At 61.1% G+C, this 22,903-nt stretch carries 20 protein-coding genes; 6 read left to right on the top strand and 14 right to left on the bottom strand.

The features are described from left to right. Positions 1-10: 10 nt before the first annotated feature. The 3 genes from BM357_RS10045 to BM357_RS10035 are packed head-to-tail and all read right to left on the bottom strand — an operon-like array spanning position 11 to position 3,739. Positions 11-2,362 (bottom strand): aerobic carbon-monoxide dehydrogenase large subunit, encoded by a 2,352-nt coding sequence (locus BM357_RS10045; RefSeq protein ID WP_074952468.1) that lies wholly within the window; start codon positions 2,360-2,362, stop codon positions 11-13. Further along, complete coding sequence (locus BM357_RS10040; RefSeq protein ID WP_074952464.1) at positions 2,343-2,858, bottom strand: (2Fe-2S)-binding protein; 516 nt, start codon at positions 2,856-2,858, stop codon at positions 2,343-2,345. The genes BM357_RS10045 and BM357_RS10040 overlap by 20 nt, the downstream gene beginning before the upstream one ends. Beyond that, positions 2,855-3,739: an FAD binding domain-containing protein gene (locus BM357_RS10035; RefSeq protein ID WP_074952461.1), complete on the bottom strand. Its 885-nt coding sequence runs from the start codon at positions 3,737-3,739 to the stop codon at positions 2,855-2,857. The genes BM357_RS10040 and BM357_RS10035 overlap by 4 nt, the downstream gene beginning before the upstream one ends. Before the next feature lie 250 nt (positions 3,740-3,989). Between BM357_RS10035 and BM357_RS10030 the strand changes: the two genes are divergently transcribed. Beyond that, complete coding sequence (locus tag BM357_RS10030) at positions 3,990-5,249, top strand: GAF domain-containing sensor histidine kinase (RefSeq protein ID WP_074952459.1); 1,260 nt, start codon at positions 3,990-3,992, stop codon at positions 5,247-5,249. Further along, positions 5,246-5,878: a response regulator gene (locus tag BM357_RS10025; protein ID WP_074952457.1), complete on the top strand. Its 633-nt coding sequence runs from the start codon at positions 5,246-5,248 to the stop codon at positions 5,876-5,878. Before BM357_RS10030 ends, BM357_RS10025 begins: the two co-directional genes overlap by 4 nt. Positions 5,879-5,981: 103 nt before the next feature. On the opposite strand, the gene BM357_RS10020 is transcribed toward BM357_RS10025, so the two are convergent. The 4 genes from BM357_RS10020 to BM357_RS10005 all read right to left on the bottom strand — a co-directional run bounded on the left by BM357_RS10020 (position 5,982) and on the right by BM357_RS10005 (position 11,628). After that, complete coding sequence (locus BM357_RS10020) at positions 5,982-7,463, bottom strand: P-loop ATPase, Sll1717 family (protein WP_074952454.1); 1,482 nt, start codon at positions 7,461-7,463, stop codon at positions 5,982-5,984. Continuing rightward, complete coding sequence (locus BM357_RS10015) at positions 7,453-8,859, bottom strand: tyrosine-protein kinase family protein (RefSeq protein ID WP_245783938.1); 1,407 nt, start codon at positions 8,857-8,859, stop codon at positions 7,453-7,455. The genes BM357_RS10020 and BM357_RS10015 overlap by 11 nt, the downstream gene beginning before the upstream one ends. Position 8,860: 1 nt before the next feature. Further along, entirely contained in the window at positions 8,861-9,289 is a 429-nt protein-coding gene (locus BM357_RS10010; protein ID WP_074952448.1) for a HEPN domain-containing protein, read from the bottom strand. A 179-nt stretch (positions 9,290-9,468) separates the two neighbouring features. Then, complete coding sequence (locus tag BM357_RS10005; RefSeq protein WP_074952445.1) at positions 9,469-11,628, bottom strand: acyltransferase family protein; 2,160 nt, start codon at positions 11,626-11,628, stop codon at positions 9,469-9,471. Positions 11,629-11,983: 355 nt separating this feature from the next. Between BM357_RS10005 and BM357_RS10000 the strand changes: the two genes are divergently transcribed. The 3 genes from BM357_RS10000 to BM357_RS09990 all read left to right on the top strand — a co-directional run bounded on the left by BM357_RS10000 (position 11,984) and on the right by BM357_RS09990 (position 14,877). Next, the gene (locus BM357_RS10000) at positions 11,984-12,547 is read left to right on the top strand and encodes a PilZ domain-containing protein (RefSeq protein WP_175511501.1); all 564 of its coding nucleotides are present in this window, start codon (positions 11,984-11,986) and stop codon (positions 12,545-12,547) included. 255 nt (positions 12,548-12,802) lie between these two features. Beyond that, positions 12,803-13,690, top strand: coding sequence for a R2-like ligand-binding oxidase (locus tag BM357_RS09995; protein WP_074952439.1), 888 nt, complete (start codon positions 12,803-12,805; stop codon positions 13,688-13,690). A 335-nt stretch (positions 13,691-14,025) separates the two neighbouring features. Next, complete coding sequence (locus BM357_RS09990; RefSeq protein WP_083430380.1) at positions 14,026-14,877, top strand: DUF3825 domain-containing protein; 852 nt, start codon at positions 14,026-14,028, stop codon at positions 14,875-14,877. A gap of 1,423 nt (positions 14,878-16,300) precedes the next feature. Here BM357_RS09990 and BM357_RS09980 read toward each other — a convergent pair. Further along, a complete protein-coding gene (locus tag BM357_RS09980; protein WP_074952433.1) occupies positions 16,301-17,686 on the bottom strand; it encodes an amino acid permease in 1,386 nt (461 codons plus the stop codon). 281 nt (positions 17,687-17,967) lie between these two features. On the opposite strand from BM357_RS09980, the gene BM357_RS09975 reads away from it, so the two are divergent. Continuing rightward, positions 17,968-18,357 carry a VOC family protein gene (locus BM357_RS09975; protein WP_074952429.1) on the top strand — a complete coding sequence of 130 codons (390 nt, stop codon included), beginning with the start codon at positions 17,968-17,970 and terminating at the stop codon, positions 18,355-18,357. A 93-nt stretch (positions 18,358-18,450) separates the two neighbouring features. On the opposite strand, the gene rbsD is transcribed toward BM357_RS09975, so the two are convergent. The 6 genes from rbsD to BM357_RS09945 form a co-directional block, all read right to left on the bottom strand. Further along, complete coding sequence (rbsD, locus tag BM357_RS09970) at positions 18,451-18,837, bottom strand: D-ribose pyranase (protein WP_074952426.1); 387 nt, start codon at positions 18,835-18,837, stop codon at positions 18,451-18,453. Beyond that, positions 18,834-19,028, bottom strand: a complete 195-nt coding sequence (locus BM357_RS09965; protein WP_074952423.1) for a hypothetical protein — start codon at positions 19,026-19,028, stop codon at positions 18,834-18,836. The genes rbsD and BM357_RS09965 overlap by 4 nt, the downstream gene beginning before the upstream one ends. 25 nt (positions 19,029-19,053) lie before the next feature. Next, entirely contained in the window at positions 19,054-19,887 is an 834-nt protein-coding gene (locus BM357_RS09960) for an amidohydrolase family protein (RefSeq protein WP_074952420.1), read from the bottom strand. After that, positions 19,884-20,741, bottom strand: coding sequence for an SDR family NAD(P)-dependent oxidoreductase (locus tag BM357_RS09955; RefSeq protein WP_074952416.1), 858 nt, complete (start codon positions 20,739-20,741; stop codon positions 19,884-19,886). The genes BM357_RS09960 and BM357_RS09955 overlap by 4 nt, the downstream gene beginning before the upstream one ends. Positions 20,742-20,842: 101 nt before the next feature. After that, positions 20,843-21,865, bottom strand: a complete 1,023-nt coding sequence (locus BM357_RS09950; RefSeq protein ID WP_074952413.1) for an ABC transporter substrate-binding protein — start codon at positions 21,863-21,865, stop codon at positions 20,843-20,845. A 45-nt stretch (positions 21,866-21,910) separates the two neighbouring features. Continuing rightward, entirely contained in the window at positions 21,911-22,900 is a 990-nt protein-coding gene (locus BM357_RS09945; RefSeq protein ID WP_217647686.1) for an ABC transporter permease, read from the bottom strand. Between the last annotated feature and the right edge of the window lie 3 nt (positions 22,901-22,903).

The following is a 22,903-nucleotide window of genomic DNA, read 5'->3' as shown; positions in this document are numbered from 1 at the left end:
GGTTTTTGACTCATTCCGTCACGCCATGCGCCCTCAGAATGCTCCAAACCTTCCACGGGTAGATGGGCATGTCGATGTGTTCCACCCCGAGTGGCGACAGGGCATCCACCACGGCATTCACGAACGCCGCGGGCGAACCGACGTTCGGCGACTCTCCGACGCCTTTCGCGCCAATTGGATGATGGGGCGACGGCGTCACCGTGCGATCCGTTTCCCAGTGCGGGGTGTCCAGCGACGTGGGCACTAAATAATCCATCCAGTTGGGCGCCAGACAATTGCCGTCCGCGTCGTAGGGAATGTCCTGCATGAACGCAATCGCGAAGCCTTCCGTGAGCCCGCCATGCACCTGGCCATCCACAATCATCGGGTTGATCACGGTGCCACAGTCGTCCACCGCAAGGAATCTCCGCACCTTCACCGCGCCCGTCCCCTTGTCGATGTCGACCACGGCGATGTAGGCGCCGTTCGGGAAGGTGAGATTGGGCGGGTCGTAATAGTAGGAAGCCTCCAGCCCGGGCTCCAAGCCTTCAGGGACATTCGTGTAAGCGGCGAACGCCACGTCTTTCATCGTCACCGAACGGCCAGGCAATCCCTGAACCGAAAAGGCGGTGCCATCCCATACGACATCATCCTCTCCGACCTCCAACAGGTGCGCGGCGATCTTGCGCGCCTTCTGCCGGATCCGGCGCGCGCACAACGCGGCCGCTCCGCCCGCGGTCGGCGTGGACCGGCTGGCGTAAGTGCCCAACCCGTAGGGCGCCGTATCGGTATCCCCTTCCTCAATCAGCACGTCGTCTACGCTGAGGCCAAGCTCTTCGGCGATGATCTGGGCGAAGGTGGTCTCGTGCCCCTGGCCTTGATGGCGCACGCCCAATCGCGCGATGACCTTACCCGTGGGATGGACGCGAATCTGTGCGCTGTCGAACATCTTGAGACCGAGGATGTCGAACGTGTGACCCGGCCCCGCGCCGACAACCTCCGTGAACGTGGAGATGCCGATGCCCATGAACTCCCCGCGGGCACGCCGTTCCGCCTGCTCCTTGCGTAATTCCTCGTAGTCAATCCGTTCGAGCGCCAGCCGCAGCGTCTTCTCGTAGTCGCCGCTGTCGTACACCCACCCCGTGGGGGACCGGTACGGGAACTGCTCCTTGCGAATGAAGTTGCGCAACCGCAGTTCGGCCGGATCCATCTTCAGGCGCTGGGCCAGCACGTCCATCACGCGTTCAATCAAATACGCCGCCTCGGTCACGCGGAAGGAGCAACGGTAGGCCACCCCGCCAGGCGGTTTGTTGGTGTGAACGCCGTCCACTTCCACGAACGCGGCTTTGAAATCGTAGGAACCGCTGACAATACTGAACAGCCCGGCCGGGAATTTGGACGGGTCGGCCGCCCCGTCAAACGCACCGTGGTCGGCGACCGTCTTCACCCGCAGCGCCAACACCTTGCCGTCCTCGCGCGCCGCGATCTCGGCCGTCATATGATAGTCGCGGGCGAAATGCGTACTGGCAATGTTCTCCGTGCGCGTCTCAATCCATTTCACAGGTACGCCCAGTTTCAGCGAGGCGACGATGGCGCACACGTATCCGGGGTACACGGGTACCTTGTTTCCGAATCCGCCGCCGACATCGGGGGAAATCACGTGAATTTGGTGCTCCGGCAAACCGCTGACCAGAGCGAGCACGGTGCGGTGAGCATGCGGGGCCTGGGAGGTGACGTAGAAGGTCAGCTTGCTTCTGGCGGTATCGTAGTCCGCCACACACCCGCACGGTTCCAACGGAGACGGATGGACGCGCGGAAAGCGAACATCCTGCTTGACGACCACCGGCGCCTCGCGAAAGATCGCTTCGGTCTCTTCCCGGTCTCCCGCTTCCCAATGGAAGATCAGGTTGGATTTTTTCTCCTTGTCATCGCGCAAGATCGGGGCTTCTGGCGTCAGGGCGTAGAACGGATCGACCACAACCGGAAGCGGCTCGTAGTCCACCTCAATCAGCTGCGCCGCGTCCTCCGCCTGCGCCCGGGTCTCGGCGACCACGGCGGCGACCTCCTGATACTGGAACAAGACTTTGTCCGTGGCCAGCACCATCTGCCGGTCGCCCGCCAGGGTGGGCATCCAAGCCAGATTCATCTTGGCCAGGTCTTCCCCCGTGAGAACCAGCTTCACCCCCGGCGCGGCGAGTGCCGCCGAAGCGTCGATGCGGCGAATGCGGGCGTGCGCATACGGACTGCGCACGACGCAGAGATGGAGCATGTTCGGCAACATGATGTCATCCACATACCGGCCTTTGCCGCGAATCAGGCGCGGGTCTTCCTTGCGGCCCACCGGTTTCCCCAAAGGCCGCAACTCAGTTTGACGAAGCGCCATGTGCCTCTACCTCCTGCAACGCTTCTTGACCTTCACCCGACAACTGCCGGGCCGCGAGTTGGACAGCCTTGACAATGTTGACGTAGCCGGTGCAACGGCAGACGTTCCCCGACAGCGCTTCCCGAATCTCCGCCTCGGTGGGCGCCGGATTGTCCTGCAGCAGGGCATACGAGGCCATCAGCATCCCCGGCGTGCAGTAGCCGCATTGCAGGGCGTGGGCTTCCCAGAACGCGCTCTGCACCGGATGCAGTTGACCGTTCTGCTCCAACCCCTCGACGGTCATCACCTCGCGCCCATTCGCCTGCACGGCCAGCACCGTGCACGATTTGACCGGCTCGCCGTCCAGCAGCACCGTACACGCACCGCAGCTGGTCGTGTCGCAGCCGATGTGCGTGCCCGTGAGGTTGAGGGTTTCCCGCAGATAATACGCCAGCAACGTGCGTGGCTCGACGTCCGATTCATAGAGGCGCCCGTTCACCTTCACCGCAATCTTCATGCTATCGACGCTCTCCCTTCCAGTTCTTCCGCGATTTCGCGCAGCGCGCGCAGGGCGAACACGCGCAGCAGGTCGCGCTTGTAGTCGCTGGACCCGCGCAGGTCGTCGGCCGGTTCCGCGTCTTCCGGAACGAGCCTGGACGCTTCGGCGATGGTGTCGCTCGTCAGAGGACGGCCCACCAGCGCTGCCTCGGCCTTGGCGGCGCGCAGCGGAACAGGGCCACAGGCACAGATGCCGATGCCCGCCTCGGCCACGCGGCCGTCTCCGTCCGTCACGATGTGGACCGCCAGACCGGCGATGGCGAAGTCGCCCGCCTTGCGCTCCAGCTTCATGTACCGGGCGGCCACCGGACCGGACGGGGCCGGAACGTGCACCGCGGTGACCAGTTCACCTTCTTGGAGCGACGTCACGAACGTGTCCACGAAGAAGTCATCGATAGGGATCCGCCGGGAGCCCTCGGGACCGGCCGCCTCCACCTCGGCGTGCAGCGCAATCATGGCTGTGCCCCAATCGGACCCGGGATCGGCGTGCGCCAGGGACCCCCCGATGGTTCCGCGGTTGCGCACCAACGGATCCGCAATCCAGCGGGCGGTTCGGGAGAGCAGCGGATAGCGCCCGTACAGCGCGGCCGCACGTTCCAGGTCCGCATGGCGGGTCAGGGCACCGATGCGAAGCCCCTCCTCCGTCTCGCGCCAGCCTTTCAGTTCCCCGATGCCGCCCAGATCAATCAGGACGGCCGGGGCGGCAATGCGCAGTTTCATCATCGGCAACAGACTTTGGCCTCCGGCCAACACCTTGGCGTCATAGGCGTGCTCGGTCATCAAGCGGATCGCCTCGTCCAGGGATGCCGGTGCCTCGTACCTGAACGCGTTTGGAAACACCGTAAAACCTCCTCCATGATTGGTGTGCGATGGACGTACGCCGCGAGCCTTGCTGTGCCGGCACCCGCCACCCTCAGGAAAGCGTTTCCATTTACAAACCTGAACAACTCCGGCAGATCACAAAGATCCTGGGGGTACGCTTTGTTCAGAAATATTGTAGAATGAACAGTAGCTGCAGGAGTACACCCGATCGGGTGTTTCTCAATACCCGCTGGTCTCGCGACAACATCCGAAGGGACGGGGACAGCGAATGGGTGAACGGGTCAATCCGGCAGAGGTCATGCGCATGTTGTCTGAATCCTTAAACCGCCTGGGAGCTGTGATGGATGAGGGACTGGAACCCCTGCTGCAGGCGGTGGTCGACTACGCGCGCAAGCTGGCGCATGCGGTGTTCGCGGGCATCATCTTGCTCGATTCGTCCGATCCCACGGTCATCCGGTATTTCAAGGTGTCCGGATGGCGCGCGCAGTTCTCCGAGTTGCCGAAGGGGCACGGCATGTACTTTCTGCCCGTGAAAACAGGCGGAACGCTGCGCGTCGAGTCGATTTCCAGACACCCTCTGTCCATCGGTTCCCCTCCGGGCCATCCACCGGTCGAATCGCTGCTGACCATCCCGCTTCAGAGCCACGGCAAGACCGTCGGTTGTCTGTTTCTGGGGAATCCGCCGAACAAAGGCGCGTTCACGCCGAACGACGAAGCCATTGTAAGCGGATTCGCGGCACTTTGCACCATTGCCATCGAGTGGTGCGAGCAGAGGGAAAATGAACAGTTCCGCGTCGCCGCAGAAGAACGGAAACGGGTTGCGGACGAACTGCACGATTCGCTGTCACAGACGCTGTTTGCCGTGGCCCGTGAGATCGAACACCTCGAGCGGATGCTGCCGACGGCGGAGGACAAGCGGGAGGTGCAGATGCGGATCGCGCGCCTGCGCGATTTGACCACCCAGTGCCAGGCGGAACTGCGCGCCATCCTGTTTCGCTTCATGAACGATGAAACCGGCGCGGACAGCGGCACCTTGACGCTGCTGGTCCAGGAATTCGAGCGCATCACCGGGCTGCCCACGGACCTGGTCACGGAGGGCGACTTCTCACGGTTGAGCCCGCTTGTCCGGCAGACGGTGTTGAAAATTATCGAGGAGTCCTTGACGAATGTGTATCGCCATGCCAACAGCCCGGCGGCAACGGTGCATGTGCGGGTGGAACGGGACCAGGCCATCGTGGCCGTACAGGACGCCGGCATCGGGATATCGGAGGAGGCGCTGCGCTTCCTGACCCATCCCGCCGGCCACTTCGGATTGCATTCGATGGCCCGGTCGGTTCAGCGTTTGAATGGACGCCTGGAGATTTTTCAAAACGACGACGGAGGGACCACGGTGCGCTGTACCATCCCACTCACGAACGAACCGGATCAGAAACTGGACTGGCGCCGAACCCGGCCGCGTCCCGGTGTCTCCGGCCGGGTATCCGGTGACGGCACGACGGGCGGCGCGGTGGGGGGCACCGTATCATGACCCATCGGATTGTCGTGGTGGACGATCACGAACTCGTGCGGATCGGCCTGCAGACGTTCCTGAATGAACACGGCCTGATCTTGGCCGGGCAGGCCGCGACGGGTGCGGAAGGACTCGCCCTGATTCAGTCGCTCTGTCCCGATCTCGCGTTGATTGACGTGCGCCTGCCGGACATGAGCGGGATTGAATTGTGCAAGGCGGTGCGGGAGACGACCCCGTCGACCCGCGTCGCCATCCTCACTTCGACGGTGGACAAACATGTCGTCCACACCTGCCTCCAGACAGGGATTCAAGGCTACCTGTCCAAAAACATGCCCGGGGAGGAGCTGCTGCAATCCATCCGCCATCTGTTGGATGGCCAATCGGTGCTCGATCCGGCCGTCACCGAGCACGCCCTGCAGTGGATCCAGGCAGGCAGCGACAGCGTACCCGCCAAGGATGTGCTCGGCCTGCGGGACATCGAGATCCTGCGGCTCATGGCGCAGGGGATGACGAACCATGAGATTGGCCGTCAGATGCATCTGTCCGAAAACACCGTCAAAGCCATCGTCAACGAGATCTACCAACGGCTCGGCGTCCGCAACCGCGTGGAAGCCGTGATGGAGGCGCACCAGCGGGGATTGCTCTGAGCCAAGACGCTTCCATCCCGATCTACGGACAGGCCCCGGGGCGCGGTTACCGTGATGAGCGGTACGCTGCCACGCCCAGTGTGCCCAGGTGTTGCGCCGATGGTCATCGCGGGCGCTTGACACCACCGCGGCGTTTCATACCAAACCCGTGCATGTAGATCTCGGGTGCGTTGATTCGCCCGTCGAATCGCCGTTCCAAGATACCGAGTTGAATCAACGTCTCCATCACCTCGCCTGGGACGGTCGATGGTGGCGGGCTATCACCTTTCCACTTCACCGATTCAAGCGCAGTGATGAACCGCTCTTCTGCGACCGGTACCTCAATCCCCTGGAACGCAGGCTTGAGTTCTGATATCCAGGGATATTCTTCGACGAGCTCGTTGATCCGTTCCAGAGAGGTTTGCATGAGAGCTCCCTGTATGTTCGTCGGTCTCAGCAGACGTTCATCCGGCAACGTCGTGGGATCGAAGCGTTCCAGTTCCAGATCGGCGGCAAAGGCAAACAATTTGATGAACGAACGGGGCGTGATTTTTCCTCCAGCATCCATCAGGTGATTCGGAATCCATCGGAATGTGATGCCCTTTCTCGCGTTTGCCCCCATGAACTCGCCGATCATCCGGTCAATGAAGCGCTTATGCCTGGACTCGTCCGCCGTCGGTACGTAACCAAATGTTGGGTCCTCCTCCTCGATGAGTCCTTCCACACGCTGCACGTAGTCCGTCATGGGCGTGCCGGAGTTGGCCAGTCGTTTCACGAGGAGCCGGTACAACCAGTTTGGCGACCAATCGAGGCGCACCTGATGGCCACTGAATTTGGAGGCATCCGGAAACTGCAGACGGTCAACACCGAACAAATCGGAACGGAGGAAGATCTTTGGCCGAATACGGTGCCAACGGCGCCAGCGGTCGAGCCAGAGGGCCAGCAGCTCCCGAATGGGAATGGACAACTCACGATAACTTGGGACAAGGCGGTCGAGCTCATCGTATGTGACGAACAGCCAACTGTCTGTCGTCAGGAGCGCTTTGTCCAACTGATCCAGCACGTCATTGGTTGTCTCGAGATTTTGCCGGATGAGAGGAAACCAGCGGCTTAGCTTGGACAATCCATGCTCCATGAGCGCGATGCATTCATTTGGCAATCGCTCCCTCACGAACCGTTGCACCTCGGGTGGGCAGTCCTGCAGGATTCGCCCCAAGACCAAGCCGATCCAGAATGCCCGCCACGCGATGGCATCCTGACTGGTCATGTAATCGGACACAGTTTCAGGCGTTGGAAACGAGCTGTCCTGTTGGACTTTTCCGAAGCCGCGAATCCAATACGTGTGCTGCCAGTTCAAGGATACCAAGCTATTGGTTGCGTCGACCAAAGCCCCGGCTCCTTCGGGGAGGTTCAATACCTGGAACAACGCGGACTTGCCGACGCCTCTTCCGCCGAGGATGAGGAGGGTATCCGGATCCAACGCATATCGGTAATCTCCGATGACCAGAAAATTACGAAGAAACCCCTTTGGTTCCCTGGCATCAAACTCCGCCGTTCCCGGTCCAAGAAACTTCATTTGCTCAAGCAGCTTCCGCTTATCCCACATGATCCTTCCCCCCTCCTCCGGCAGGGAAATCTCTTCCGAACAACAGCGCAAGACGTCTTGCCAGGTCATCATAAGGTTCACCCGTCAAGACACGCACGAGCGCTTCTGTCCGGCGTCGTTCATCGTCCGAGACATGCGAAAGGTGAATGTCTCCCCGCAGGATCTCATGCCACGGTATGACCACCGGGTGAAAGGGTGCATCGGGATCGTTCTCGTTCGGTACAGAGATATCCCCTTGATCGGCATAGTAATGTTTCTGAAACACGTCGTAGGCGGTTTCCCGAAACAGGCGTTGCTCAACGCTCGCGTTCGGGTGCGTAGGGCCGGGTGCCATCGCGTGCACCAACACCACGGGAACCGGTTCGCGCACACCGTGCCCGGACAAGGTATCGATCACGGATGTGAGGCCAGCCCAAGTCTGGCGAGAATGATTCCCCAACATGACGACGGCGTGGGACATCCTGGTTACGGCAAGTCCCCCCAGGTCATGAAATCCCGCTCTGGAGTCTAAGAAAATGAAGTCCAGCGACCTATATGTATCGGAAATCTCGATGAGAAGTCTCTTCAGCGTTTGTTGGATCTGCGTTGATGTTTGGTGCTGAAAGTCAAGCCTCGCCAATTTCTCTAGGTAATTCTGGTTTACACTGCCGGCGGGGAGCAAGCGGATCGGGTTTCCACCCGCCACCAAGACAGGATCAGCCACGGTCAACACGTTTTCTCTCACGGTGTAGTCGTCCTGATGAAGGGGTTTCTCAATCAAGTAGTCAACGACCCCTGTTTGTGAACCCGTGTCCTTGAAAAACAGTGTGGCAAGACCGGGCGCTTCCAAATCCAAGTCGATCATCGCCACATGGAAACCCAAGCGTGCCAGAACCAGGCTAACCCCCGCCAGACTGGTCGTGCGCCCGAGCCCGCCCTTAAACGAGTAGAAAGTGACCACTGCAGGCCTCTTGCGTGCATCGACGTCGCACACAGGCCAAGGAAGCGTGGATTCGCTGTCGACCCGCTCGTTCCAGTATTCCTTCGCCACGCGACGTTCCAACACATAAAATTCCGGCTGGCTCCCACCCGAGGCTTCATGGTCTTCATGGCGAAGCGCCCACTGCAACGGAATCCGCTCGGAGTGAATCACGTCTTCCAAAGAAGCGAATACATCGTCACGGGGATCGGAAACCCACAGATCCCCTGAGAAATACACGTCCAATCTGGACATCAGGATCTCACGAACCGTCTCCAGGAGCGTGTCGCCCAATGACGACCGGTTCGTGCATTCCAAGTACACCGTGATGCGACCCTGCAGGTCTCGAATGATGGTGATGGCGTCACAGGACTGCATCAAAGGTTCACAGGACGAGAGCGCCTCCCACGTCCGTTTCAGGACGTCATCAAAGCGCACGTCACTCAAGTTCCTCCCTCCTCAACTTCCCATCCAGTACCAGTCGGATGATGGTCTCCCGATAGATTTCTTTCGCGAGTTTCACGACGGCATCGGCGCATTGCTGTGTCCAAACCCCATTCTTCCAATACCTTCGAACGGGATGGGCATGTGCCAGAGGCGTGTGCGTCAGCGCGACGCTAGGAACGTAAGATTGTGCTTGAGGGCAGACTCTGATGGCCCGTTGCAAGCCCACACCTTCCAATTTGGAGAGATTGTGACCATACGATCGCGCATGTAAGTAAGTCGTGAAAACCTCAATCACCGATTTCAGGCAACACTCTGCAACGTACCCCGCCAGATAGACGGCATTATCAAACCGCCCGTTCTGCAGGAGGAGGCCGGCGTCCCGCAGGTGACGACTTGCGGCCTGTCCATAACGATCTTGCATCCCTATCAACCTGCTTCCATCTATTCATCATTGTGTCCGTTCCAAAAGCGCTTATGCGAACGCTGCCCCCAGATTTGCCGTTACCCGTCGATCCGATTTCAGTAAAGTCATTGTAGCATGCAGAGGATACGCGGACCATTGTGCCTCAACAGCCAGCCATGGAACCGTCGCCCCCGCATTCAATCGCGATTCGTCCGGGCGGCCTCGTCCCCCGGCCGAACCGCCCCCGCCAACAATTGCGCGTACGCCTGGGAACCGGCCGGATTGAGGTGCACGCCGTCCGCGTAGAACCACTGGGTCTTGCCCGCGCTGGCGCTGCACCAGTCCACCAGGGTGAGACCGGGATGGTCCGCGGCCACCGCAGCCAGTGTCCGGTTCACCACGTCCTGCCAGGGCCGCGGCACCCGCACATTCACCAACACCACCCGGCGTGAGCCCAGTTGCGCCAACAGGTCATCCATCTGTTGCTCGGTGAACGGCCCGTTGTTGCCGAGCTCGATGATCACCGTATCTCCCAACCGTCGCTGCTGCTGCAAACGACCGATGACCTGTGCCGCCTCGGTGAACTGCCTTCCCACCTGGGCATCGACGACAATCCCCGGAAGCAGTTTCTCCAGGTACGGCTTGGCGTCCTCGAGCACCGAGTCGCCGATGGCGGTGATGCCCGCCCCCAGCGGACCGGGATTCACCGGATGCGCCGTCTCCGTCCGTCCCGGCGCATTCGATCCGCCGGCCTGGCCGGACCCGTTCCCCGCCGTGCCTCCGGACGTCCCCCCGTCCTGGCTGGCGGAGGGCCCGGAAGCGGTGGTCCCGGCCCCGGTCTTTTGCGGCGGCGAGCCCGCGCCGTTCATCTGTCCGTTCCATCCCGCCGTCTCCCCGTCCCCCGGTGCCTGTCCGCCACCTTGTGCCTGCCCGTCCCCCTGGGCCCCCGTGCCGGCGTGCCCCGTCTTCCCGGATGACGGCGCCGCGTCCCCGGTCGTCTGGGAGGCTGCGGAGGCGCCACTTACCGGACGCGCCAAATGGGCCCTCATCTCTCCGCCACCGGTCCATTGCAGCAGGCTCGCGCCGGCATTCGGGCTGAACCACATCGCGGCCGCAATTGCTAAGACGGCGGCCGACGCGGCCCACATGGCGGCCACCGCACTGCGGCGGTGTCGATGCGTTCGGCGATTTCGGTGCGTACGCCCCCGCCGGGATGTCCCCTGCCCGTGGCGGCGCGGGGCGTCCAATGCCCCTGAAGCCGGCGCGGAGCCCGGTGCCTTGCCCATCCGGAGGATGGGCTGCTCCACATACCGCCACGACAGGGCCGCAAGGCCGACGCTGGCCAAGACCTGCAGCAACATCCGCACCCAGTCGATGTCCCCCGCGGTGTTCAGCGGGGTGGACAACGCCAGCACCGGGTAATGCCACAGGTAGATGCCGTAGCTGCGCATCCCCAGCCAGCGCAGCGGTCCCCAGCCCAGCGCCCTCCCCAAGCGGCTGTCCGGGTGCGCGGCGGCCGCCACCACCGCCGCCGTGGCCAGCGACAGCAGCACCATGCCGCCCCGGTACAGAAAGGCCCCGTACTCGTCGGTGGTGAAAAACATCACCAAAATGACAGCCAACCCAGCGACGCCCATCCCATCCGCGGCGAAGCGGCTCCGCCTCGTCCGCCATCGCGGCAACTGCTCGCTGGGCCACACCAGCGCGAGGGCGGCCCCCAGCAGCAGCGCGAAGGCGCGCGTGTCCGTGCCGTAGTAGATGCGGCTCGGATCCGTGCCGGGTTGAAAGAGCAGAGCCATCGAGAGGGCGGACACCGCCGCCCCGATCAACGTCCAGCCCAGCAGTGTTCCGCGGCGCAGCCGGCGCAGGCCCACACCCAAGAGCAGCGGCCACACCAGGTAGAACTGCTCCTCGACGGCCAAGGACCACAGGTGGCCGAAGGGGCTCGGTGGACCGAAGCGATCGAAGTACGAAACCTGGTGAAACACATACCACCAGTTGCTCACGTACAGGAACGCCGCCCCGATGTCCCCCCGCAGTTTCTCGAGCCGTCCCGGATCCGACGCGGCCAACCAGGCGCAGACCCCCCCGATCATCAGCCACAGCGCCGGAATCAACCGGCGGAACCGGCGCATCCAGAAGCCGCGCAGATCCAGGCGGCCCGTGCGGCGCCACTCGGCGACCAGGAGGTCGGTGATGAGATACCCCGACAACACGAAGAAGACCCCCACACCCAACAAACCGCCCGGCGCCCAGGCGGCGTGAAGGTGGTAGACCACCACCGCCACGACCGCCAGAGCCCGCAGACCATCCAGACCAGGCATGTAACGACCGCCGCTGCGCATGGGTTTCGGCATGATGAACGTCCTTTCTCACTGCATTGGTGTGTTGGTGACAAAGAGGATGACGCCCAGTCTGACGATCGCGGGTGCAAAAGTGTGACAAAAATCGACGCCCGGAGAAGGAGAGAAGATAGGGATGGGAGTAGACCGGCCCGAGGCTTTCCAGAGCACCCGTGGAGGGATGGACGGGGCGGTGAGGGCGAGCCGGTGGTGGCGCCGCACTGGACGGGTCCCGCACTGCATTGAATAGAGGAAATTTCTCCCCAGCCTGAGAATTCTCTTCACGGAGCACATCGTGATCGCAGGCAAGGTGGTCCCCATGGGTGAGCGGCGAAATCGGCCCAAACGTCCGGCGGTTTCCTCTCCTTCAATGGATAGGCGGCAGCACATTCGTGTCCCGGTGCATGTCGAGGGCGCGTACTGCGTCCATCCCCATGCCTGCCCCACGCCTGCGCACGACGGTACCCAGCCGCCGCAACCCCACCTGCCCCTGGTGGACCCGGCCACGGTGGATCCGACCGGGCAATCCCCACAGGCCAACCAGGCCCCGTCCGCATCCGCCTGGTTCCCCTGCCTGATCACCGACATCTCCCCCGGCGGTGCCCGCATCATCACCGAAGGCGCGCCCCGGACCCGGAATCCCGGGAACATTGCTAAAGCCATGTCTCGGCAGCTGCCCCCGCAAGGAATCGCCGATGTCCCCTGCCCGGCCGGCGTTGAGTCACGCACCCCGCCTGACACCGGCACCCTCCTCACCGTGCGCTTCCGGTTGGGTACGACCCACCAGCTCACCGCCCAGGTGATATGGGTTCAAGTCGTCGATGCCCGGCGCATCCTCGGTGTGCAGTGGGTACAGCCCAATGAGGCGGACGAGGAGCGATTGATGCTGGAGGTCCTGCGCATTGCCGTGAACCGCCGCCGGATGAGGCGGTGACCCAGCGGCAGACCGTGTCCCATCCCCGGCCGCCAAAGCCCGCACCCCATGGACCGACCGGCCGGTCTTCCGCTTGACGCGCTTACCAAGCCTCTGTTAGTTTATAGAAAATACCGATAATTCAAATCCCGGTCGAGGGCCTCCCACCACACGCCGCTGCCGTGCCGCAGGTGGGCACGGACACACCGCACAACAGCGTCCCCCGCTCACGACCGCCCTGCTCCGGACCGGGAACCCAAACGAGGAGGGCGCGCCATGGCACGCGATTTCGCCAGCACCAGCGCACGCGGGATCGACTCCGGGAGCCTGCCGTATCGCTTGTTCCAGAAGGCGAAGCGGCTGGGGGTGTGGGATCCCCGCGGGATCGACTTCTCCCAAGACGTGGAGGATTGGCGGTCCCTGACCGCCGAGCAGCGGGAGGAGACCCTGCGCCATCTCGCACAGTTCCAGGCGGGCGAGGAGGCGGTCACGCTTGATCTCCTCCCGCTCATCCTGACCATCGCCCGCGAAGGACGCTTGGAGGAGGAGATGTTCCTCACTACCTTCCTCTTCGAAGAAGCGAAGCACACCGAGTTCTTCCGCCTGTTCCTCGACGCCGTCGGCGAGACGGACGATCTCACCGTCTACCACACGCCCAACTACCGCCGCATCTTCTATGAGATTCTGCCGGATGCCATGCAGCGCCTGATTCACGATCCTTCCCCCGCCGCCCAAGCCCGCGCCGCCACCGTGTACAACATGTACGTCGAAGGCGTGCTCGCCGAGACCGGGTATTTCTCCTTTCGGACCGGCCTCGGGCGCATCGGGAAGATGCCCGGGCTCCTGCAGGGCGTCGAGTCCATCGCCCGCGACGAGTCGCGCCACATCGGTTACGGAACCTACCTCCTGCATCGGCTCATCAGCCAGGATCCGGCGCTGTTCGATCTCGTCCGTGCCACCATGGACGAACTCAGCCAGTATCCCCTCAACGAGGGGCTGCCGCCGCGCGACGTGAACGCGTTTGGCGTGCCAATCCCGCTGATCCACGACTACGCTGCCTCCCGCATCCACAACCGGCTCCAGGTGTTGGCGCGGGCGCTGACACGATCGCCGGAGGAGGCGGTGGCGGTGACCGAGGCCGAACTGGGGATCGAGGAGACCTGAACAGGGAGTGAACGTCGAAGTCCCTGCAGCGATGAGACCGTGCAATCCGCTGAATTTCGGGGTGTACAGCGTTGGAGACCTGATGTATAATCGGCTCAGATTATCCTTCTGAAAATACGAACGTTCGGGTCACTCGTGTTTAGGTCAAAATGAGATGTTCATGTTGCAAACTTGGACACATATGAAGCCTTTACCCGATTTGATTCCGTTTTGAAAAAATTCCTTTTCCAAAAAGAGTGTTTTTCGCAGGAACGGGCTGGCCGGGTCATGGCCAGTCCGTTTATAATTTTCGTTGGTTTTGGCTTCTGGCACGTGTTTGAAGGAGGCACGGGTCTTTGGACGAACTTACAAACCACGACGTCACCACGGTACCGCTGGAGCTTTTCGATTTTGCATTTTGCAGGCGCCTCAATAAGAAGGCTCCAGAACTAAACAAAGAATTCAAGGAGTACATCGAAGACCTGCAGCAACTCGCGATTAAAGAAAACTGGGGAACCCCACAGGGCCATCAAAAGTACCCCGTCTTACACAATTACATTTGGCACACCTACATGCGAATCGCGGAGGAATACAATGATGCGGTAACCCCGGAAGAACGCGCAAAGAAAATCCCGATGAGGGATGGTTTCGCGTGCTTCAATACCGGTCTCTTCACGGAAGAGTTTGAACGCATCTTCGCTCTGTTCGAACAAAATCGCGTCCCTGACCGGCAGCCGTGGTACTTCCTGGGTTTTGTCCCCGAAAGCGACCGGCAATTATCCAGGTTTTCCCCTCTTCCGGAGCGCGCCAATTACTTCGAGGACCCTGGGAGCTTGATATTCGATTATCGCCTGGAGATCCGCCCCAACAAGAGACATATTTTAGTGGACAACAAGGACCGGCTGCCTCAGGAGTACCAGGCGCCCGACAAATACGCGTGGCTTGTGCAACACTTCGAAGGGGCGGTCAACAATGCACAGCGGCGTCTCTCGGAGAACTTCAAACTCGCCGTCCCGCAATATTACCGAGGCCGCATTCAACTGCTCGTCCCCCTCTATCTGACCGGAAACCGCCAGCCGGATCTCGCGTTGGCGATTGAACGCGACGGCGACGTCTATCAGGCGCGCACCTGTTTGACCATTGACATGGCCTACAACAATGCCCGGTTGATTGTCAAACCTCAGAGCGACTGGCTGCAGCCCGCATGACGCGCTCTTCGCGCCGCCCTCGCCTGCCGGGCTCGGAGTATGGGCCGCACCACACAGATGCTCGTACGCCCCGTTTCCGAGGCGCCCCGGCGAACCCCCCGGAAGGCCGCGGCAGGCGTTGGATTCGAACCAGTTCAACAGGATGCCATATACGGACAAGCGAGGAGACGCCGATGGAAGCACACGACAATCTCGAGGAGTATCAGGACCCTGTCACCTACGACTCCGAGTATGGCAACGTAGGGTTGGAGTTGCCCTTCTTTGAAGGATTGGCCCGTGAAACGGGGGGGCCCGTTCTGGAGCTCGCCTATAGGGTCCGGACAGCCCTCTCATGGTGTGCGTCTGCAAGAAGCGCATCTGACGGATACACGGCGGAGTCAACCATCCCGCGCGGAGGTTCGTCGCAGCTCCTCGCTGAATCAGGGCCCCGGGACACCCGCAAGAATGGAGTTGGGGTTTCGAGGCGATTTCCATAGGGTGAGATGGATATGGCGACAAATCGTCCGCTACGGACCGTAGACTCCGGGAGATGTGACGGAGCGCAAAATGGCGGTATACTGTATATGCGTGGTGGCGGAATAGGTAGACGCTAAACGTGAGAGGGCAAAGACTGGGCCGGCCAGTACGAGGTGAATAAACACCCAGTAGGGGCCGTGGAATTCGGCTTAAAGAACCTACGGATGCCAGTGAGCACGCGGCGCTGTCCACGCCCAAAATAAGGCGGCAATGGGCGCGGTAAGGGATAACGCAGGTGGAAGTCCTGCTAGAACCGAGATCCAAGCGAGACAGCCCTCATGTGAGGTGCAAATCCTCACCCACGCACCACAGCACCCTTCATGCAACCTTGGCGGCAACCACTGCCACGAGGATCGAGGGGTCACAGAACCGTTCTTGGGCGCCTCGTCAACCTCCGATCCCATACGTCTGGCACCTGTTTGCGCGGGTGCCATTTTCATTTGTTGCCTCGGCCAACACATGCGTGATGCGCTGCCGTTATTGCGACGGTTGAGGCAAACGAAGCGTGGCGCGAGACGGAGCCGGGCGTGATAAAAAGGCGGCAACAGCAGATCGCTGTTGCCGTGAACGTGAAACATGGGTTCGGAAGGGTAGTCGGGTGCGACGGAGTGAGTGTAGCAAGGTTTTATCGAAATCTCCTTGAAGAGAGGACTCAGGCGTTTCGATTGTCCAGGCAGTTCTTGTTCAAGCTGCATATGGTGAACACAGAAGGTGATGATCCCATGAAAAAGAGGCGCAAGGTCATCAAAATCATCCTCTTTCCCGGCCAAAAGGTGTTGGTCGAGGCCCGGAAGAAGAAACGTCGGCGCTTGAGCCTATAAGCGCAGCCTGCTAGACCATTCGTCCCTTATGGCACCGCCATCCGCACAGGTTGGCGGTCTTTTTGTGTGACCTTCACTGCAGACCCTCACTGGGCCGTGGTCTCTCGTTGGCGCGAAAGCCACGGTTTCAGGGCATACAGCACCAGCAGCACCACTACGCTTACCAAGCTAAGGACGAGTTGGGACCGGTCTGCCGGATTGAAGGCCATCGACACGATGACCGCGAGCATGCCCAAAATGCACACGTAGGTGAGGTACGGATATGCCCACATCCGGACCTGCAGTTGCTCCGGTGCCTCCCGCTCCAGCTGCCGGCGCATCCGAAGTTCCGATACCGCAATCAACAGATAGATGAACAGCCCAACCGCACCGGACGAGTTGAGCAGAAACATGAAAACGTGTTGCGGTGAGACGTAGTCCATGATGACAGACAGGTAACCGACCACGGTGCAGGTCAGGATGGCCAGCACCGGAACACCGCGGCGATTGAGTTTCAGCAGGCGGCGCGGCGCGTTGCCCTGGCGCGCCAACGCAAACAGCATCCGCGACGCCGTGTACAGCCCTGAATTCAGGCACGACAGGACGGCCGTCACCACCACCAGATTCATGATGGTCGCCGCCCCCGGAATGCCGAGTACCTTCAGGGCACTGACAAAGGGACTGACCATCGCTTTCGAATCGTTCCACGGAAGAATGGTCACGACGAGAAAGATCGACAACACGTAAAACACAAGCACTCGCCAGACCACCGAGTTGGTGGCTCTCGCCACCGCCCGGCTGGGTTCGGCGGACTCCGCCGCCGCGATCGTCACAATCTCAGACCCAAAGAAAGAGAAGATCAGCGTCGTTACACTCGCAAACAACGCCAGTATGCCGAATGGCGACCAGCCCCCGTGGGCCGTGAGGTTTGAGAAATTCAGCGTGGCGCGCGGCCACAGTCCGAGCACATACAGCGAGCCCAGGAGGATAAAGGCGACGATGGCCCCGACCTTGATGGACGCGAACCAGTACTCGAATTCACCGTACATGCGAACAGAGAACACATTGGTGAGCGTCAGCAACACCAGCAAGATCAGGGACAGCAGCCACAGCGGGACCTGTGGGAGCAACCAGTTGTGCAGCGTCAGTGCCCCTGCGGTTGCCTCCACCGCCACGACGATCACCCAAAAATACCAATACAGCCAACCGATCAAAAAACCGGCCCAATTCCCGACCGCAATCCGGCCATACTCCGCGAACGATCCCACGGACGGGTGGGCCACCGCCATTTCTCCCAGCATGCGCATGATCAGGATGACCAACACACCAGCGATCGCGTACGACAAAACCGCCGCCGGCCCCGCCGACTGGATGACCGCCCCACTGCCGACGAACAACCCCGCGCCAATGACGCCGCCCAGCGAGATCATGGTCATATGGCGCATTCGCAAGCCTCTGTGCAGGAATTCTTCCTGCGTCCTCTGCTTCTGCATCCAGGTTCCCCCCGGTGTTCAAGGTGGAAAGCGGCCGAATACGGACAAACGGCCCGTTCGTCGATCCACGCGTAGTATTGGCATTGTGCATGGATGTGAATACGCTTTCTCCGCCTTCATCGTAATCATTCTTTTTGTTTTATTAAATGTAAAATGAAATACTTTATAGATAAATCATTCCACATATGCAGCCGCAGCGGGAGATATTCTGCGAACGGTTTCGAGGAATATCGATGGTTTTGTTATCATTCCATCAACAGTCTTTCGGAGGAGGATCGCTCATGATATTTGAAGTCACCTATCAGGTTCGAGTGCCGGATTTTGAGAGAGGATTGATCTGGTACAAAAACCTCTTCCAAAGAGAACCTGATTTTGTCCCCCATGAGGGATTTGCCGAATGGGAAATCATCCCCGGATGTTGGTTGCAGGTCGGCGAAGGGACACCTGCCGAGCGAAGTGGACCTTTCCGGTTGGGGGTCACGGATATTGAATCAGAACGAAACCGGGTTGTGAATGAATTAGGCGTTGAACCCTTTGAGGTGTATTCACGGGAGGAAGTTCCCGTAAAGTGGGGGACTTTTTCTGACCCGTGGGGAAACCTTCTTGGATTCTTTGAGTACATCAATAAAGCCGAAGAAGCCAAGAGTATGGCAAGGGTGTTTCGAAGGTAATGGTTGCATGTGGGTATCGTCCACAAAGGAGCGCCCACGCACCAGGCACCTCCCCATCGAGAGGTGCCTGGTGTGTACGCCAGCCACCTGCCATCACCCCGACACCACCAGGATGTTGGCGTACGGACACGTGTCCGCGGTGCGCACCACCCCCTTGCCCGACCTGGACAAAGACTTCAACTCCAGATGGGACACGGTCTCCAACAGGATCCCCGGCAGCAGGGCCTCGATCTCTCGCACGCGGCCCGGGCTGACCTCGCGCATCTCCTGCGTGATCACCACACGGTCGATGATGAATTCCCCGGCGATGGCGCAAAGCACGTCGAGCACCGTCGGAATCCCGCTCACCAACGCCAGATCCACGCGGGTCTGTTCCTGCGGGACAGGAAACCCTTGATCGCATACGGTGATGTAATCCGTGTGCCCCATACTGGTCAACAGATGCATCAGCGCCGGATTCAGAATGCCGCTCTTCTTCATTGTCTGTCGTCGTCTCCCAGTCGCCGCCGTTGCTCCAGCGTGACTCGCTCTGTGAAAGAAGGCTGCGGACGTTTGAAATAGAAGTGGGGAATTTCACGGAGAACGATCACGCTGACCAATTCCCACCCCTCATCTCCCAGCCGGTCCAGCAGCGCCGGGTCCGTCTCGCAGCGGTACTGCCACCTATGCATCAGGCTCTCCACTCCGCTCCGTCTGTCACTCCAGGCCGTAAAACCGAACCGCGTTCCCGCCGAACACCTGCTCAAGCGCCGCCGAACCCAAGACCGGTGCCAGCAATTCGTGCAGGGCGTCGTGCACCTGTTCATAACTGGCTGCCTGCAGGCAGACCGGCCAGTCGCTGCCGAACATCACGCGGTCCGGCCCGAACGTGTTCACCACGTGTTCGACGTACGGCCGAAGGTCGTCGATTGTCCACAATCGCCAGTCCGCCTCGGTGACCATGCCGGACAACTTGCACATCACGTTGGGAAACCGGGCCACCTCGTCCATCCAAGACCGCCAGGGTTCCATTTCGCCAGTGCGGATGGGCGGCTTCGCGAGGTGGTCCACCACGGCGCGCAGGTTCGGCCACCTCCTGAGCGCCTCCATCACGTACGGCAGATGCCTCGGGAACACCAGGATGTCCAACGGAACGCCCGCCTCGCACAGGTGGCCGATGTTTTTCATCACCCGATCACGGAGGATCCAATCGTCCTCCGGCAAGTCCTGCAACATGGGCCGCAGCCCGACCCATTTCGGATGACTTACCCATTGGGACAGTTGTTGCGGGAAGTCCGCACGGTCGAGGTCCAACCATCCCACCACCCCGGCGATGGTCGGTTCGTGCTGCGCCAAATTCAGCAAGAACTCGGTCTCCTCGACCGTGGGAGCCGCCTGAACCACCACCGTTCGCTCAATTCCTCGAGCGCGCAGGTGCGGCTGGAGATGCTCTGGCAGGTAATCACGGTAGAGGACGGTGGCGTCGGGCGTCAGCCAACCGTAATCCCCACGCTCCACCTTCCAGTAATGCTGATGCGCGTCCACCTTCATACCGCACCGCCTGCCTCACCGAAACGCGTATGGTGATCCAGAAACTCATGGGCCGTCTCGTCCGCCCCCCACTCCGCCTTGGGGCCCACGCCATAACCGATGGTCGCCCCGCCCTCCACCTGGATGGCTTGGCCCGTGATGAACGACGACTCGTCGCTGGCCAAGAAGACCGCCACGCTGGCAATCTCCTCCGGCAGGGCCGTCCGGCCCAGGAGATGAGACTTGTCTTGGCTCTCCCGCACACGCACCGGATTGGGATGTTGCGCGAACCAGCGCTCCAACAACGGGGTCAAGACGCCAGCGGGACAGATGGCATTGACGCGTATCCCCTCGGGCGCAAGGTCCACCGCGGCGGAGCGCGTCATCGCAATCACAGCGCCTTTGGTGGCACTGTAGACGACGTTGCGCTTCTGGCCCGCGAGCCCGGTCATGGAGCCCATGTTGATGATCTTGCCGCGCGTCTTCCGCAGATGGGGCAAGGCATATTTCATGAAGAGAAACACGCCCCGCGCGTTGATGTTCATCAGCCGGTCCCACTCTTCCACCTGAACGTCTTCCATCGCCTTGGGAAGAATGACGCCCGCATTGTTGAACAGGATGTCCAACCGGCCGAACCGCTGCACCGCGGTGTGGATGGCCCGTTCGACGTCCGCCTCCTGAGCCACGTCCGCTTGGACCGGGATCGCCTGGCCACCCAGTTCGAGGATTCGATCCGCCGTCTCCCGCGCGGCCGATGCATCGATGTCGACCACCGCCACCGAAGCGCCCTCGTCGGCGAACATCCTGGCAGTGGCCCTCCCAATTCCACTCCCGCCACCGGTGACAATGGCAACCTGATCCTTCAATCTGTCCAACGTGATCGCCTCCACTGGTCTGCGTGTCTCAGCAGGCTGAAAAACCTCTCATCGCGACCCGATCCCCGTCGAAAGCGCTCAGGCACAGGCGCTGGAAGGAGTCATTTCTTGCCGAGCGGATACAGCAACTTTTGAATCTCCGGGTCGTTCATGTTGTCTTTGGTCACCACGGTGGCACCGGTGTCGACGCGCGGATCCACCTTCTTCCCCTCCAGGTCCGCGACGGCCTCCTGCACGCCGTCATACCCAATCTTGTAAGGATTCTGCACAATCAGGGCCTGGATGGTTCCTTCCTGCAGGGCTTGAATTTCCTTGGGCGCCGCGTCGAAACCGATGATCTGGACCTTCCCCTGCAGCCCCCGCTCTTTCACGGCCTGCGCCGCCCCCAGCGCTCCCGGCTCGTTCGCGGCGAAGATGCCCGCGAGATTGGGGTGACTGGTCAGAATGTCTTCGGTCACCGACAACGCTTTGTTGTAATCGCTCTGGGAATACTGCGTGGCCACCAAATGAAGACCCGGGTACTTGCCGAGTTCATCCTTGAACCCTTGTTCACGCTGGTTGGACGTCGAGGCACCGGGGACGAACGGGATCAACGCGACATCCCCCTTGCCGCCGAGCAGTTTGTTCATCTCGTCGGCCGCCTCTGCGGCCGCGTGCACGTTGTCGGTCGCGACGAACGAATCCGACACCTGGGGATCCGTCCCCGAGTCAATCGTGATCACCTTGATGCCGCTCTTCTGGGCCTGTTGCAGCACGGGCACGAGCGCCTTGGCGTCGGTGGCGGCCACCACCAGCGCATCGACGTGCTGGTTGATGAAGTCCTCAATCATGCTGATCTGGCCATTGATGTCCGTCTCCGCCGAAGTGCCCTTCCACACGATGCTGACGTTGCCCAGGTCCTTCGCGGCGGCTTCAGCACCCGCGTGTACCGTCTCCCAGTAGTCGAACCCAACCGCCTTGGGAATGACGGCAATCCGATACGTCTTGCCCCCCGACACGGCCGTGGCGTTGGTGCCGGAGTTGGTGGCGGACGTCGAGTTGGAGGGCGATCCCGAGGTCGTTCCGCACCCCGTCATCACCCCTATCACGGCGAAAGCCGCCATCGCAATGCCCATTCTCTTCATGCAACCGTCCCCCCATGTTCTGGATTAGAAAGGTCACGATCTCCCCTATCGGTTGAGTACACGGCGCCGGTAGCCATCCCAGGCCACCGCCACCCAGATGATGATGCCGATGATGACGTCCTGCCAGAACGCGGAGATGTTCAGCAGGTCGGCCCCGTTGCGGATCAGTTCCATCAGCGCTGCGCCGATGATGGCCCCCAGCACGGTGCCCTCCCCGCCAAACAGGCTGGTTCCGCCAATCACGCACGCCGCAATCACGTCGAGCTCGTAGCCAAGCCCCGCGGTCGGCTGTCCGGTGACGATGCGGGATGCTTGAATCACCCCCCCAAGGCCCGCAAGCAACCCTTGTATGGTGTAGATGCACACGAGGTATTTGGCAATCCGGATGCCCGACAGTCTTGCCGTTTCCGGGTTGCTGCCAATGGCGAACGCATACTGACCGAGGAGCGTGCGGTTCAAGACAAACGCCCCGAACACGGTGACCGCCGCCAGGAAGTAGACGGGCACGGGGATGCCGAGCACGTGGCCGCCCCCCAGCCAATTGAAGCCTTCCGGCACGTTGAAGATGGCGACGCCGCCGGTCAAAATCAACGCCAACCCGCGGGCGACGCTCATCATGCCGAGCGTCGCGATGAACGGGGGCAATTTGGTGGTGGTGATGAGCACACCGTTGAGGCAGCCGACGACTGCCCCCGCGAGGATCCCGGCGAACACGGCCGGCCAGACGGGCCAATGCAGTTGCACCATCAGCAGGGTGCTCAACACCCCGGCCAGGCCCACGACGGATCCGACCGACAGATCGATGCCGGCGGTCAGCATCACAAACGTCTCGCCCACGGCGATGATGCCGATGATGCTCATCTGCAACAGGACGGTCAGCAGGTTTCGCACCGTCAGGAAGTACGGGGATAGAATCGACAGCACGATGCCAATCACGATGAGAAACAGGAACGGCGCCAGCCGTTCGGCGGCTCTGCGGATCGTCCGTGAATACGGTTTCACCCGAACCGGTTGTGTGACTGCTTGCGGTTCCAAGAC

It is taken from the genome of Paenalicyclobacillus macrosporangiidus (genome assembly GCF_900116805.1).
GTDB lineage: Bacteria > Bacillota > Bacilli > Alicyclobacillales > Alicyclobacillaceae > Alicyclobacillus_H > Alicyclobacillus_H macrosporangiidus.
The sequence above is the reverse complement of the archived record's forward strand: the minus strand, read 5'-3'. Positions and strand labels throughout refer to the sequence as shown.

Excerpts from the sequence above, each read along its gene's own strand:
- BM357_RS10045 (WP_074952468.1), bottom strand. The coding sequence starts at position 2,362 with ATGGCGCTTCGTCAAACTGAGTTGCGGCCTTTGGGGAAACCGGTGGGC.
- BM357_RS10040 (WP_074952464.1), bottom strand. The coding sequence starts at position 2,858 with ATGAAGATTGCGGTGAAGGTGAACGGGCGCCTCTATGAATCGGACGTC.
- BM357_RS10030 (WP_074952459.1), top strand. The coding sequence starts at position 3,990 with ATGGGTGAACGGGTCAATCCGGCAGAGGTCATGCGCATGTTGTCTGAA.
- BM357_RS10025 (WP_074952457.1), top strand. The coding sequence starts at position 5,246 with ATGACCCATCGGATTGTCGTGGTGGACGATCACGAACTCGTGCGGATC.
- BM357_RS10020 (WP_074952454.1), bottom strand. The coding sequence starts at position 7,463 with ATGTGGGATAAGCGGAAGCTGCTTGAGCAAATGAAGTTTCTTGGACCG.
- BM357_RS10010 (WP_074952448.1), bottom strand. The coding sequence starts at position 9,289 with ATGCAAGATCGTTATGGACAGGCCGCAAGTCGTCACCTGCGGGACGCC.
- BM357_RS10005 (WP_074952445.1), bottom strand. The coding sequence starts at position 11,628 with ATGCCGAAACCCATGCGCAGCGGCGGTCGTTACATGCCTGGTCTGGAT.
- BM357_RS10000 (WP_175511501.1), top strand. The coding sequence starts at position 11,984 with ATGGATAGGCGGCAGCACATTCGTGTCCCGGTGCATGTCGAGGGCGCG.
- BM357_RS09995 (WP_074952439.1), top strand. The coding sequence starts at position 12,803 with ATGGCACGCGATTTCGCCAGCACCAGCGCACGCGGGATCGACTCCGGG.
- BM357_RS09980 (WP_074952433.1), bottom strand. The coding sequence starts at position 17,686 with ATGCAGAAGCAGAGGACGCAGGAAGAATTCCTGCACAGAGGCTTGCGA.
- BM357_RS09975 (WP_074952429.1), top strand. The coding sequence starts at position 17,968 with ATGATATTTGAAGTCACCTATCAGGTTCGAGTGCCGGATTTTGAGAGA.
- rbsD (WP_074952426.1), bottom strand. The coding sequence starts at position 18,837 with ATGAAGAAGAGCGGCATTCTGAATCCGGCGCTGATGCATCTGTTGACC.
- BM357_RS09965 (WP_074952423.1), bottom strand. The coding sequence starts at position 19,028 with ATGCATAGGTGGCAGTACCGCTGCGAGACGGACCCGGCGCTGCTGGAC.
- BM357_RS09960 (WP_074952420.1), bottom strand. The coding sequence starts at position 19,887 with ATGAAGGTGGACGCGCATCAGCATTACTGGAAGGTGGAGCGTGGGGAT.
- BM357_RS09950 (WP_074952413.1), bottom strand. The coding sequence starts at position 21,865 with ATGAAGAGAATGGGCATTGCGATGGCGGCTTTCGCCGTGATAGGGGTG.